This is a genomic window from Psychrobacter sp. CX90, from assembly GCF_057396305.2.
Map to the genome: position 1 here is coordinate 1,947,900 of NZ_CM182008.1, position 14,451 is coordinate 1,962,350.

The 14,451-nt window shown below is 41.5% G+C and carries 11 protein-coding genes and 1 rRNA gene; 5 read left to right on the forward strand and 7 right to left on the reverse strand.

What is annotated here, in order from left to right; translation table 11 throughout:
• Positions 1–110 precede the first annotated feature (110 nt).
• From AC2SLN_RS07670 to AC2SLN_RS07685, 4 genes are all read right to left on the reverse strand, one after another.
• A 16S ribosomal RNA gene (locus tag AC2SLN_RS07670) occupies positions 111–1,647 on the reverse strand.
• A 1,527-nt stretch (positions 1,648–3,174) separates the two neighbouring features.
• On the reverse strand, positions 3,175–4,155 hold the full coding sequence (gene menA, locus AC2SLN_RS07675; RefSeq protein ID WP_486550874.1) for a 1,4-dihydroxy-2-naphthoate octaprenyltransferase: 981 nt from the start codon (positions 4,153–4,155) through the stop codon (positions 3,175–3,177).
• Between the two features lie 318 nt (positions 4,156–4,473).
• Positions 4,474–5,487, reverse strand: a complete 1,014-nt coding sequence (pssA, locus tag AC2SLN_RS07680; protein WP_486550872.1) for a CDP-diacylglycerol--serine O-phosphatidyltransferase — start codon at positions 5,485–5,487, stop codon at positions 4,474–4,476.
• A 126-nt stretch (positions 5,488–5,613) separates the two neighbouring features.
• Positions 5,614–6,489 (reverse strand): 23S rRNA (adenine(2030)-N(6))-methyltransferase RlmJ, encoded by an 876-nt coding sequence (locus AC2SLN_RS07685; protein WP_486550871.1) that lies wholly within the window; start codon positions 6,487–6,489, stop codon positions 5,614–5,616.
• A gap of 362 nt (positions 6,490–6,851) precedes the next feature.
• On the opposite strand from AC2SLN_RS07685, the gene AC2SLN_RS07690 reads away from it, so the two are divergent.
• The 3 genes from AC2SLN_RS07690 (at position 6,852) to AC2SLN_RS07700 (ending at position 10,137) form a co-directional block, all read left to right on the forward strand.
• Positions 6,852–7,700, forward strand: coding sequence for a 2OG-Fe(II) oxygenase (locus tag AC2SLN_RS07690; RefSeq protein ID WP_486550869.1), 849 nt, complete (start codon positions 6,852–6,854; stop codon positions 7,698–7,700).
• Positions 7,701–7,812: 112 nt separating this feature from the next.
• Complete coding sequence (gene dapE / locus AC2SLN_RS07695) at positions 7,813–9,021, forward strand: succinyl-diaminopimelate desuccinylase (protein ID WP_486550868.1); 1,209 nt, start codon at positions 7,813–7,815, stop codon at positions 9,019–9,021.
• Positions 9,022–9,396: 375 nt separating this feature from the next.
• Positions 9,397–10,137, forward strand: a complete 741-nt coding sequence (locus AC2SLN_RS07700; protein WP_486550866.1) for a hypothetical protein — start codon at positions 9,397–9,399, stop codon at positions 10,135–10,137.
• A 23-nt stretch (positions 10,138–10,160) separates the two neighbouring features.
• Here the strand turns inward: AC2SLN_RS07700 and AC2SLN_RS07705 are convergent, their stop codons facing one another.
• The 3 genes from AC2SLN_RS07705 to AC2SLN_RS07715 form a co-directional block, all read right to left on the reverse strand.
• Positions 10,161–10,628 (reverse strand): GyrI-like domain-containing protein, encoded by a 468-nt coding sequence (locus AC2SLN_RS07705; RefSeq protein WP_486550865.1) that lies wholly within the window; start codon positions 10,626–10,628, stop codon positions 10,161–10,163.
• A gap of 175 nt (positions 10,629–10,803) precedes the next feature.
• Entirely contained in the window at positions 10,804–11,010 is a 207-nt protein-coding gene (iscX, locus tag AC2SLN_RS07710) for a Fe-S cluster assembly protein IscX (protein WP_486550863.1), read from the reverse strand.
• Between the two features lie 334 nt (positions 11,011–11,344).
• On the reverse strand, positions 11,345–11,896 hold the full coding sequence (locus tag AC2SLN_RS07715; RefSeq protein WP_486550861.1) for an acyl-CoA thioesterase: 552 nt from the start codon (positions 11,894–11,896) through the stop codon (positions 11,345–11,347).
• 277 nt (positions 11,897–12,173) lie between these two features.
• Here AC2SLN_RS07715 and groES point away from each other — a divergent pair, with 277 nt between their 5' ends.
• Positions 12,174–12,464, forward strand: a complete 291-nt coding sequence (groES, locus tag AC2SLN_RS07720; protein ID WP_486550859.1) for a co-chaperone GroES — start codon at positions 12,174–12,176, stop codon at positions 12,462–12,464.
• 107 nt (positions 12,465–12,571) lie between these two features.
• The gene (gene groL / locus AC2SLN_RS07725) at positions 12,572–14,221 is read left to right on the forward strand and encodes a chaperonin GroEL (RefSeq protein WP_486550857.1); all 1,650 of its coding nucleotides are present in this window, start codon (positions 12,572–12,574) and stop codon (positions 14,219–14,221) included.
• The last annotated feature ends 230 nt before the right edge of the window (positions 14,222–14,451 follow it).

The following is a 14,451-nucleotide window of genomic DNA, read 5'->3' on the forward strand; positions in this document are numbered from 1 at the left end:
GATTTTCAAAAAGCTATGCTATTGCACAATCTTCTAAAGCTTTTTAAAGCTTTTATCTACTAAAATCAAAGAACAACTTGTTGTGAATTCTTGCTGACCGAATGCGTCAATAAGGAGGTGATCCAGCCGCAGGTTCCCCTACGGCTACCTTGTTACGACTTCACCCCAGTCATCGACCACACCGTGGTGAGCGCCTCCCCGAAGGTTAGGCTACCCACTTCTGGTGCAATCAACTCCCATGGTGTGACGGGCGGTGTGTACAAGGCCCGGGAACGTATTCACCGCGGCATTCTGATCCGCGATTACTAGCGATTCCGACTTCATGGAGTCGAGTTGCAGACTCCAATCTGGACTACGATAGGCTTTTTGAGATTCGCATCACATCGCTGTGTAGCTGCCCTCTGTACCTACCATTGTAGCACGTGTGTAGCCCTGGTCGTAAGGGCCATGATGACTTGACGTCGTCCCCGCCTTCCTCCAGTTTGTCACTGGCAGTATCCTTAGAGTCCCCGGCATAACCCGCTGGTAACTAAGGAAAAGGGTTGCGCTCGTTGCGGGACTTAACCCAACATCTCACGACACGAGCTGACGACAGCCATGCAGCACCTGTATTCTAATTCCCGAAGGCACTCTCGTATCTCTACAAGATTCTAGATATGTCAAGACCAGGTAAGGTTCTTCGCGTTGCATCGAATTAAACCACATGCTCCACCGCTTGTGCGGGCCCCCGTCAATTCATTTGAGTTTTAACCTTGCGGCCGTACTCCCCAGGCGGTCTACTTATTGCGTTAGCTGCGTCACTAAGAGATCAAGTCTCCCAACGACTAGTAGACATCGTTTACGGCGTGGACTACCAGGGTATCTAATCCTGTTTGCTACCCACGCTTTCGAACCTCAGTGTCAGTATGATGCCAGGAGGCTGCCTTCGCCATCGGTATTCCTTCAGATCTCTACGCATTTCACCGCTACACCTGAAATTCTACCTCCCTCTCACCTACTCTAGCTTAACAGTTTTAGATGCAGTTCCCAGGTTAAGCCCGGGGATTTCACATCTAACTTATTAAGCCACCTACGCTCGCTTTACGCCCAGTAATTCCGATTAACGCTTGCACCCTCTGTATTACCGCGGCTGCTGGCACAGAGTTAGCCGGTGCTTATTCTGCAGCTAATGTCATCGCATACGGGTATTAACCGTATGGTCTTCTTCACTGCTTAAAGTGCTTTACAACCAAAAGGCCTTCTTCACACACGCGGCATGGCTGGATCAGGGTTGCCCCCATTGTCCAATATTCCCCACTGCTGCCTCCCGTAGGAGTCCGGACCGTGTCTCAGTTCCGGTGTGGCTGATCATCCTCTCAGACCAGCTACAGATCGTCGCCTTGGTAGGCCTTTACCCCACCAACTAGCTAATCCGACTTAGGCTCATCCAATAGCGAGAGCGCAAGCGCCCCCTTTTCCCCGTAGGGTGTATGCGGTATTAATACGAGTTTCCCCGTGCTATCCCCCACTACTGGGCAGATTCCTAAGTATTACTCACCCGTCCGCCGCTCGACGCCTGATAGCAAGCTATCATCGTTTCCGCTCGACTTGCATGTGTTAAGCCTGCCGCCAGCGTTCAATCTGAGCCATGATCAAACTCTTCAGTTTAATCTTGCTATGTAACCCTTTAAAGAGGTTACTAAAACTTGGCTCATTCTTTCTGGCGTTCTTTCTTTCCGTTCTTTCATAAATGAATTAACTTCGAGTTTTCTTGCTGTTAAGAATGATAATTTTTATAGTTAGTCACTATCCCGATAAGAGATAATCCCAACTTTAATTTTTCAGCATTCTATGTCAACAAAAATCCACACAAGTTGTTCTTTGATTCTAGTTTTTAAATAGTTGACTTATCTCGTCGTCCGAGGTAAGTTATTCACTAATAATGTAATAATAAGCTATCTGCCGTTCTTACTTAGTGAGCCGTCTAGTATATGGTCTAACTATATATCTGTCAAGCTTTTATTTATTCTTCATTTAGGCTTCTAAAGCTCTAAACCCTCTCTCTCAAGTCAGGTTGTTTACTTCGTTTCCCTTAATGAGGTGCGTATTATAGACGCTTTTTTTACTAAGTCAAGAAGTTTTTTTAATCGGTTTAAGTGCTTCCTGCCTTCTGACAATTAACACCTAACCCTACTACTTCGCTTCCCTTTTCAACTGCCCTGATCCCTTCTCTTCAAAGTGATCAATACTGCTTGCTAGGTTCGCTTTCTTCTCAACAGGTGGCGTAGTATATACTCTTTTTTAATGCGGTCAAGCGGTTTTTGTGCTTTTTTCTAAAAATCTTTAAGATACGTTATCGTTATACACTAAACAATACATTAACTAGGCAAGTCACTACAGCTAAGTAAGTGACGACATAAAATATAAAATCAAGATTTAGAGGATGATAAGACTACTCATCTAATTGCTTCTAGTTACTTTATCTTCGCTATCTTAAGTTTACCAAGCACTAATTTTTCAATGACCAGTACATGTATTAAAGTATAAATCACGAAAATCCCTAACCCTTGGTACATAGATAGATAGTCATAGACTCGCAGTAACATCACGACTCCTACCACGGCGAACCATAATACTTTTAGTGCGAGTTCTTTATTCAGGTTATTTAACAATCAATCCTACTCCTTTAGATTTATAACATGCTGCTTTTTTAATTTGACGCTCTCTTAATCTGATACTATTTTTATTACAGGTATTGCATACGGCTACTTTTGATTAACCTTTAAGTAAAGTTATAAATTTATCAGTTAAAGACTAATGCAAAGCTTAACTATTAATGATGAGAGTAGCAAAAAGCAGATGGGGGCGCTACACCAGATTTGAGACGCGTTAAAAATACAAAGAAATTGCAGGGGGCAAAGGAGTTTTCTTTAAAAAAGCATATCTGGCATTTAGAAAGTTGCTGGAGGCATGCTCTTAATTTTCAGAAAATTACAGATTTTATCTTGGGTATAGATGTAGCCGTTCTTCATTCAATCGATTCTCAAAAGCATAGATAGGGCAAAGTGTAGCGCGTCGCTTTCTACAAGGCAAAATAGCAGGGAAATAGACTGACTATATAAAGCATTTTAAGTTGCTAAACTTAGCTTGCAGTACAGTTGCTCAATACTTCTCTGCAATTAGATACATTTCAGATTAAGCATTACTAAAAAAATGGCTAATTATTAAGCCGCAAACAAATAAAACGTTAACACCAAGGCAAATCATCACAATATTTTTAAGCTCTCCGCCTATCTTAATCACATCCACATCCTTTACCTCGCCTTCATTATCTAAGGTTACGCTTTTGTAGATAACATTAGAATGTCTGATAAGTTTTGGCCATAGAAGTATTACAATTAAAGCATAGAGGTTAAATTGTGCAGCGTATGTCAGGTAGCACATCATTGAAAATTGTAATAAGAAAAAGTAGCCTTGAGTCATCTTCTTATCGCCTAGTAATACAGCTAAGGTAACCTTACCCGCCTGTTTGTCACTATATACATCCCGCATATTATTCACATAAAGCACGCAAGCAGCAAGACCGCCACAGCCTGTAGCAGGCACTAAGTGGCTAAGATTTAATTGCTGCGTTTGTAGATAGACACTGCCCAATACACCAAGCCAACCAAAGAATATTAGTACGGCAACCTCTCCCATTGCACGATATCCATAGGGGCGCTTTCCCATGGTATAACACATAGCAGCGATAATCGCGACGACGCCAAAGCCTAAAAATATAAGAAAATCATGCAGGTTATCAAATCCAATCGCAATCAAAGCCACGCCTGACCAGAACGTTAAAAAAGCCCAAATATAGATAAGTCGTTTGAATTGGTCAGGTTGTAATTGCCCTCTTGCTAACATACGCTCTGGGCTGCTGTCGTCTCGCATGGCATCTGTGCCTTTAACGCCATCCCCATAATCATTAGCAAGATTGGAGAGTATTTGTAGCGCCAAGGCTACCCATATAGTGAGAAATAATACTAGCCAATTGTGCCAAGTGATACCAGTAGTAGATGCCAATTGCGACAACGCTAAACCACTACCGCAGACAATGCTGGCGACAGCGAGTGGAAAGGTACGGGGGCGGGTTGCTTGTATAAACGCTTTGACTGTGGGTTTAAAAGAGGCCATGCTCTCCGAGCCTTGGGGTAACATCAGAACAGGTAAACTCCACATTGAGTAAGGGTTTTATAACGTAGTAAGCACTATGCCGTTATTAGGCTTTTTAGCCCTGATAGTAGCGGTAGCTTGGTAGGCAGTGGGGTTGCAGCGTCTTGTTCAAGGGGAGTCGCTTGAATAATGGAATACTCTTGAACCTAGACGCTGCTGCCCACTGTTTGCCAACTACAAGCGAATAGCAGGAAATAGCTTCAAAATTAGTGCGCAATATTAGGAAGTCTTGTTATTTAGAGTATATAAACATGTCCTAGCCTAAAGTCTCTCACTGGTCTAATTTTTCATTTTGGCTTTTATGGTCGAAACAATGCCTGATAGTGCGTAGATAATACCAATGGCAAGGAGACCAACAGGGATGTCGTATAATACGATTGCCATGACCAACACAGCGATAATCAAAGCGACAAAGGGTACTTTCTTTTTATCAAATTCTTTAAAGCTGTAGTATTTAATATTGCTGACCATGAGCAGACCACAAATGACCACCCAAGCGGCGCAGGCAAACATAATTTGGGTATCGTATTCCCCAATCCATTGGCTGTGATCGATGGCAACCATGACAGCACTGGTCACTAATATAGCCGCTAATGGACTGGCTAAACCGACAAAGAATTTTTTATCGACCTCGCCAATCTGAACGTTAAAACGTGCTAAGCGAAAGGCGGCACAGGCAGTGAAAACAAAGGCACAGGCAATCCCGACTCTTCCCAAAGGTTGTAGCGCAAAGCTATATATCAAAATGGCAGGGGCAACTCCGAAAGCCAGCATGTCAGCTAGCGAGTCATATTGCTCGCCAAAAGGGCTTTGGGCATTGAGCATCCGTGCCACTCGGCCATCGGCGCCATCAAGTAAGCCAGATAAAAATATGGCAAGAGATGCTTTATAAAAGTCGCCTTGCATACTAGATAAAATTGAGAAAAAACCGGATAGTAAGGATAGCGTTGTGATTAGATTGGGCGCAAGATAGACACCTCGGCTAACCACTTGATGACCGTCTGCGACTTCTTCTTCGATAACGTCAAAGGTTAAACCGTCGTAATCACCCGTTTCTGCAATTTTGCGATTGTGCTCACTTTGATGAGCCAAAGGGGTTGATGCTGAGCTTGACGGGGTATCGGTCAACTCATTAATTCTTAAATCATCAGCTCTTAAGCCATTACCTGTTGAGCCATCATTGACAGAGTCTGTACCTGCTAAATCAGCGTTGCTAGTTGCTATGCCTTGCTGATGTGGCGTATCTGAATTGCTAGTTATGTTAGAACTGTCAGGACGTGGCGATTTAGACATGCTCATTAAGAACCTCTGACAACATTGTTTTGTTATAGTCATATTAGACTGTTATAACGGTTTAGTAGATGACTCAATGCTTGACTATTAATTGGCTTAAAAATCATTGGTTTTAAAATGGACGAACTACTCGCCAACCAACCATCGTACGCTGACCGCTTGGCTTTGTGGCAAATCAGGCGCATCTGCCGGACGCAGTAAGGGCTGTAAAAAGTTTAAAATTTGGCGCGCATTTTGGTCAAATTGCCAAGGTGGGTTGATGATCAACATACCCGTACCGTTAAGACCTGCTGCCACGTCATTAGGATATACATTTAGCTCACATAACAGCTGTTTCCGAATATCGGTACGCTTCATCTTCTTATAGAACAGTTCAACCGCATCAATATTTTTAATTGGGAACCAAAGGGCATACACCCCTTGTGGCCATTTGTCCATACTGGCAACTAACAGTTCCACCAAGTTTGAGAAGTTTTTATGCTCTTGCTCGTAAGGCGGATCAATCAAAATAACACCGCGGCGTTCTACTGGCGGAATAACCGCACGAATGCCTTCAAACGCATCACGATTTTGAATACCAATAGGTAATTTATACAATTGATAGTTAAGGGCATCATATTCGCTATTTTTTAGTTCAAAAGCTTCAGCTCTTACAAGGGGTTCTGGACTTTTTTCAACATGATTGGCAATCCACCAAGGTGAACCTGGGTATACAAACTTGTCATAAGTCTGACGTGCCTTCTGAATATCATTAATATACTGACGTACGGCATCAGGCGCGTCGGAGGTATCCGCATCCAAAATCTTTTGTACACCTGCCCGAGACTCTCCGGTTTTGCGCGACTCTTCACTACTTAAAGAATAAAGGCCTCGTCCACCGTAAGCGTCTAGAACATAATAAGGTTTATCTTTTTTGCTCATTTGGTTAAGCAGTTGAATCAGTAAGATGTGTTTTACGACGTCGGCGAAATTACCCGCGTGATAGGCATGTTTATAGTTCATAAGTTGGCTTGTTTAATGATAGAAAGTTGCGTATTAAAATTGGGGAATCAAAATTAGGTTCTATGTTAGCATAAGCAGGTTTGAAATAAGTATATTAATAGTTAATTGACCCTATATGCATTGATTAAACCGTGCTTTTGATCGTTAAATTCATACCCACTAAAACGTTATCAGATAACAGGGCTAACACCCAAACTAAGTAAACTGATGCTACACATTTAAGAGTTTCATGATTGAGTAAGAGTGTCCTGAATAAATGAGGGGGCTTATAAATAAACTATTAATTAATTTACCACTACCCCATTCGCTAGTTTACTGTTTTCGCTATTTTACCGTTAATGCAGGTGTCAGAGGTGCTATTGATGACTAAAACGAATAAAACTCAAGTTAATAGTAATTTAATACCGCCTATAAACCTACATAATGACCCGATAACGGTGCCTATACCACCACCTTTAATACCTTCCGAGGTAGAAAGTGCTAAAAGTATAGCTAATGCAGTCGTTAATGAGATTGCATACCGTTCAGATGTTAACAATGCCTTAATTGAACATGAGAAAATTGATCTTAGCACCACTCAAAATACGCTAGAGCAATCAGATTTTGCAGTGGATTGGGCGCAACAATTTAATGAGGCTATGATTGATAGTTTTATTAATAATGGCTTTATAGTGCTAGATGAGGTTTATACTTGCAAAGCTTTACTCGCTTTGCAGGCTGAAAGCGGATTTGTTGACTATCGGGATGCGCTACTTACCGATGGTAGACGTAAAACGGATATACGAGGTGACCGTATTCGCTGGATTACCCATAATTTCTTCGCTGGATTTTATTATCTGCATAGCATAAACGAGCTGGCGACTTATTTGAATAGACTATTATTTGCAGGTATTCGCCATAGTGAGGCACACTATACGTGCTATCCTGTAGGCTTTGGTTATCAGTGGCACAAAGACAATCCAGTAGGACGCAATGAGCGGGTTATTTCTGCGGTGTTTTATTTAAATGATGAATGGACGACAGAAGATGGCGGGGAACTATCCATTATTGACAATCATGGAAAACAACACCAAATATTACCCAAGGCCAATCGATTAATATTGTTTGATAGCAATTTACGCCATCAGGTAGAAATTGCGCACCGTCAACGTTATTCTATCGCGACTTGGTTACGTCGTGATGATGCCATTGTTATCGCTGAACCATTATGATTGCCGTATAGTCAATAAACGAAATAAGCACCTTAGCAAATCCAAATCAATAAAACCCCTTAAATCAGACCTTAAACCGATAGACCCTTTCCCTACCAACTTTGAGACGATTATGAGCAAAAACGACCCAAAAAACCACACAATTGACCATCAACAAGCCACTTTAGAACTCAGTATTGATTTAATGAGTCGTGATTCGGTCACCCCTCATGATAAGGGCGCTCAGGACGTATTGGTTAATAGACTTAAACCGCTTGGATTTGACTGTGAATTTATGTATTTTGGCGATAAAAATGCGGTTGGACTCAATGCTGAGGTCAAAAACTTGTGGGCAAGACGTGGCAAGACAGACCCAGTCATCTGCTTTGCAGGGCATACTGATGTTGTGCCAACGGGCAATGCTGATAATTGGAAAATCCCACCCTTTGAGCCAACCGTTAAAGACGGCTTTCTTTGGGGTCGTGGCGCAGCAGATATGAAAACAGCGATTGCCGCGTTTACAGTAGCAACTGAAAACTTTATTAAAAATCATCCTAATCACAAGGGCTCTATCGCGATGTTGATAACCTCCGATGAAGAAGGGCCTTCTATTAATGGTACGGTAAAAGTCATTGAGGCCTTAGAATCTCGCAATGAGAAAATCACTTACTGCTTGGTTGGCGAACCATCGAGTACCGATACGCTTGGCGATATTATCAAAAATGGTCGCCGAGGTTCGTTGGGCGGTGTTTTGACAGTCACTGGTAAACAAGGTCATGTCGCCTACCCACATTTGGCGGTAAATCCGATTCATGCCCTCCTGCCCGCGTTAACTGAATTTACCCATACTCAATGGGATAAAGGTAATGAGTTCTTCCCTGCAACTTCGATGCAAATCTCGAATATCAATGGGGGCACGGGTGCTAACAATGTCATTCCTGAAACGGTAGAAGTGGTTTTTAACTTTCGCTTTTCGACCGAAACTACGGAAGAAGAGTTAAGAGCCAAGACTCACGAGATTTTGGATAAGCATTTTAAAGATACTGAGGCTCGTTACGACATCGAATGGAAACTATCAGGCAATCCATTTTTAACCGCTGAGGGTAAGTTAGTGGATGCGTGTAAAGTGGCGGTGAAAGAAGTGACGGGCATTGATACCACGCTATCGACTTCTGGTGGTACTTCCGATGGTCGTTTTATTGCGCCAACGGGTGCACAAGTGGTTGAGCTAGGTGTGCGTAACGCTACCATTCATCAAGTCGATGAAAAGGTAGAAATTGATGATATTGGTAAGTTGGCGCAAATTTATGAGAAGATGCTTGAGGAATTGTTGTTAGGTTAATTTGTAATTTTGATTAAATTTTTGGAGCTATTCCTGCTATCCGCTTGTAGTTGATTGCCTGTGGGGCACAGCATCTAAACACACGCGTGTTCCATTATTCAAGCGACCACTCCTGTGTAAGATGCTGTATGCCCCACAACCCACCAAGCTACCGCTTCTATCAGGACTAGCGGTAACATCTTGTTTTAGCAGATATTTATCGTGGTTAAAACTGGTAGGATTTCTGGTCGGGTTGTAGGGTGCGGTTAGCGAAGCGTAACCCACCGAATTTAACGAACAAACCACCGTCAAACATCATAAATTAATCGGTGGGTTAATTTGCAATTTTATTAGTGCAACATCAATTTTATCAATAAATTTACTTGGGAGTATACTGTGAGAGATGGAATTAATACTGGAATGCTGACCTCAGTCATCGTTATGACTGCTCTATTAAGTGCTTGTAGCGTTACATCGTATAATCAAGTAACTTCAGAGTCTATTGGTAAAGTAGCCGAACAATCAAAAATACAGATTGACTGGTCAACAATTGACTCCCACTCTGATGTTCCCAAAGACAACTCGCCACGAGATATTGAATATCCAAATATTACTAAACAGATGGCTAAAGCTTCGAACATACCCGTTGAGGATATTTATCGCTTTCAGACCGTCTACGACTCTAAGGAAGCTAGCGAAGTTATTGATAAGATCAAAGCGCAACTCGGTCATAGCTATGTTGACTTGTATGTTAATGGTTCTGGTCCACCAAAATATTTTATCGTCACTCGTAAAAATGTGGCAGCTGATACCCATGAATACGTTATCACAGACGGTGAAGCGCGTGGATTTAGCTTTGATATAGAAATATTACCGATTGCAGATAGAAGTAAAGAGGATATGCTAGATGTTTATGATAGCGAAGAAGATATAGAACAAATTGATACCATCATCAAGAAATATGGTGGTAAAATACAAACTATTGGCTATACTCCTAAAGGCTTTACGTTAGTTGTGTCTGTTTATTTTCCTGAAGGAGATATATCAGCTGAAAATCTTAAGCAATTAGAATATGAGTTGCAACATATGATGAAGGTTAACGTTAAGGTTGAACAAGGAAGAAGCCTGAATTTGTAGCACATATTCATTCATTTAAACGCTTACTCAATTCCAATATATACCTCAACTTGCGATTCACTCACATAATACTCAAAATCGACATCATATAACCGAGTATGCGTACAGTCAGCATCATTAAAATAAGCCCAAACATTTTGCCATGCCGTAATGACAGCTTCAGGCATAGTGCCCTGCTCGCTAAAGACCAAATACTTGCCTGTGGGAATAGTGACTTTTATTAAATCGTTAGTATCAAACGCTAGACTATCATCAACTTGATGCCAACCAGCCGTCACATCAAAAGCCCCATTGGCGTCGCTTTCGTAATTGTGATAAATACCATATATATCGCAACCCTCTGGAAGTTTAGCGACATAGTTTTGATAAAAATTTTGCCACATTTCACCTATTTTAGCGCTTTCAGGATTTGTCTCATCTTGGTTGGTGGTGCGAACGGATATGCCTTGGCAGGGTATGTTGTTAGATAGCTTCCTTATTTCAATTTGCATGCTATGTCCTTAATCAGATAAACATTATATTAATTGATAGATAAAAGTTTTTGTTCACACAAAAGCTTATTAGTTACGAAATCCATCCCACACCCTTCCTTTAAAAAAGGAAGGCGGCAATCTTTTTAGGTTTATATCTAGTGTTAACTTACAGGCTAATGACTAAAAAAACAGACTAATCAGCTTCATCAATCCAATTCATCTGAATGGCTTCTAAAATACCTTCATTCGAGCGATTTGGATCATCGTCGAAGTTCTCTAATTCAGTTACCCAGCGGTGCAAATCGGTAAAGCGAACATACTGTGGGTCAGTCTCAGGAAACTTTTCATAAAGTTCGATGGCGATGTCTAAGCTGTCTGTCCATTTTAGTTTTTGGTTCATGATGGTGTCCTTATTTAAAGATGAGTGTTGAAATAGGAAGGGACAATTTTTTCAAGTTACAAGTGTGTCAAAAAAATTGATTATATAGCTGAGATTTTAACATAGATACGGTGTTTGATTTAGGTCGTGTTAAGAATGATAAACGTTGCTTTAACAAGGCAGTTTAGCCTCGATTGCAGTGGATATACTTGGTACAGCACTGGGCTGAGACGCTAGCGTTAACCTGTTATCGCGGAGCAGGAACAGGGTAACGTGTAGCGACTCGCCTAGTGCAAACCAAGATAGTAACGCAAAGCGAGAATGGCTCCAAAATATATTAGCGCCACACGCAAGACTACTGTTGTTTGATAGCGAGTTGGTTGGCGTTCCACGTATCGATGATGTCTGTCAGATGATTGCCCGTCATATCCAAAACGTCAGGTTTGAACTTTTTACCTGCTTTGTTCATCAGCACAACTTTGGACAACCCTATTGCCATATCGTTGTTTTTCACTGAAAAATGATGCTGAAAATAAATGTACTTTTTATCCCAACCTTCAAGGGTTGTTGTGACTTTTATTTTATCCAAAAATTTAATCTCTTTAAGGTAAACCATTTCTTGCATGGCCAATATCCAAAAGAGCTTGTCCTTTGAAGCACTCATGCCTTTTGCATGTTGGCATTGAGTTAGCCACGCCGTGATATTGAGTTCAATGAAAGATAAATAGCGATAGTTCGGGAGGTGGTTGCGAAAGCCCATATCATGCGGTAATACACGACTGGTTTTGATAAAGGGGGTAAATAATTGCTCATTGGTCAGCGTTGTGGTTGTCTCGTTGGTTTTAATTTTTTTTAGCTCATGCTTTAGTAAAGTCATCATTATAAAATAACGCATTAGCATATTCATTCTGGCCTCCCTTAACTTTTTTAAAATTTGTTTTCAACATTTATTCTGTTTTTATTACTTTAGTCTATAGACACTTAGCCCGACTGTCAGGCAGATTTGAAAAAAAATACTTTTTTTAGGTTGAAACTATCCTTACTTAACCCCATTTTTAGTACAACCCCATAGCTCATAACAATATATTCAAATTGACTTGAATTTTTGCAAAAAAATATTACTTTATGAGGGATATGGGTGCTTTTAATTCAATCAAAATCAACTATTTTTAATGGAGTGAACAATGAATATTCGCCCTTTACATGACCGCATCGTTGTCCGCCGTGTGGAAGAAGAACAAAAAACCGCTGGTGGTATTTTATTACCCGGTTCTGCACAAGAAAAACCGTCTCAAGGCGAAGTGCTTGCTGTGGGTAATGGTCAGATTAATGAAAACGGAGACGTTCGTGCTTTAGACGTTAAAGTTGGCGATACTATTTTATTCGGTCAATATGCGGGTCAAACTGTAAAAGTTGACGGTGAAGAGTTATTGATTATGAAAGAGTCTGACGTATTAGGTGTGTTAGAAGGTTAATTACCGCTTTTTTATAATCAGTGTCATTGATTTATAACACCAATTTCAAAAATAATATCATTAATTAAAAATAATTTAATCAACTAAAATAACTGGAGAGTTTTCTCATGGCTAAAGAAGTAAAGTTTGGCATTGACGCTCGTAAACAGATGATGGACGGCGTTAACGTTCTAGCAAACGCTGTTAAAGTAACCCTAGGACCTAAAGGTCGTAATGTGGTTATCGATAAGTCTTTTGGCGCACCTGCTATCACTAAAGATGGTGTTTCTGTTGCTAAAGAAATCGAGCTTGAGAATAAATTTGAAAACATGGGCGCTCAGCTTGTGCGTGAAGTGGCGAGCAAAACCAATGACGTAGCGGGTGATGGTACGACTACAGCAACGGTATTGGCTCAGTCTATCTTACAAGAAGGTATGAAGTCGGTAGCGGCCGGCATGAACCCAATGGATCTTAAGCGTGGTATTGATAAAGCGGTACTTGCCTCAGTTGAAGAGATTCATAAATTAGCGACGCCAGCTGATGACCATAAAGCAATTGCTCAGGTTGGTTCAATCTCTGCTAACTCTGATACCAAAATTGGTGAGCTTATCTCTGAAGCAATGGAGAAAGTTGGTAAAAAAGGCGTGATCACTGTTGAAGAAGGATCTGGTTTTGAAGATTCTTTAGAAGTGGTTGAAGGTATGCAGTTTGACCGTGGCTATATCAGCCCATACTTTGCTAACAAACAAGACAGCTTAACCGCTGAGTTTGAAAATCCTTTCATCTTGCTTGTTGATAAAAAAATCAGCAATATTCGTGAAATCGTGCCATTACTTGAGCAAGTGATGCAACAAAGTAAGCCACTTTTAATCATTGCTGAAGATGTTGAAAACGAAGCCCTAGCGACTCTAGTTGTGAACAACATGCGTGGCGGTTTAAAAACGTGTGCGGTTAAAGCCCCTGGATTTGGCGATCGTCGTAAAGCGATGTTGCAAGATATCGCGACGCTTACTGGCGGTACGGTTATCTCTGAAGAAGTTGGTTTAAGCTTAGAGACGGCTACTGTTGAGCATTTAGGTACAGCTAAGAAAGTAACCGTTGGTAAAGAAAACACGGTTATTGTTGATGGTGCTGGTGATAAAGCAGATATCAGCGCGCGTGTTGACTCAATCAATCGTCAAATCGAAGAATCAACTTCTGACTATGATAAAGAAAAACTGCAAGAGCGTGTGGCTAAATTGTCAGGCGGCGTAGCGGTTATTAAAGTTGGTGCTGCTACTGAAACTGCGATGAAAGAGAAGAAAGACCGTGTAGATGATGCGCTTCATGCCACTCGTGCTGCGGTTGAAGAAGGCGTTGTGCCTGGTGGTGGTGTTGCTCTCGTTCGTGCGATGAGCGCTATCAGCGAATTAACTGGCGATAATGATGACCAAAATGCGGGTATCAACATTTTACGCCGTGCTATGGAAGCGCCATTACGTCAAATCGTCACTAACGCAGGCGATGAAGCTTCTGTGGTAGTGAACGAAGTGAAGAATGGCTCTGGTAACTATGGCTATAACGCGGCAACTGGTGTTTATGGCGATATGCTAGAGATGGGTATCCTTGACCCTGCTAAAGTGGCTCGTTCTGCCCTTGAGCATGCGGCATCTGTTGCTGGCTTAATGTTAACCACTGAAGCGATGATCACCGATAAAGTAGATGACAGCGATCCAATGGCTGGCATGGGCGGTGCTGGTGGTATGGGCGGCATGGGTGGTATGGGCGGCATGATGTAATTGTTTATGTGCCCGCTAACTTTGTAGGACGTTGTCACTCTAACTGGAGGTATCATATATACAATCTGCGTTAGACTTCCTAGTCCTACTTTGTTAGCGACCCCCATAAACTTGCCATTCAAGACTGCATTTAAAATCCCGATAGGCTTTGGCTTATCGGGGTTTTTTATGTGATTTATTGATAAGAGGCTGGAATTTTACTTATAATAGTTGATAGAGTGTCAAAATAA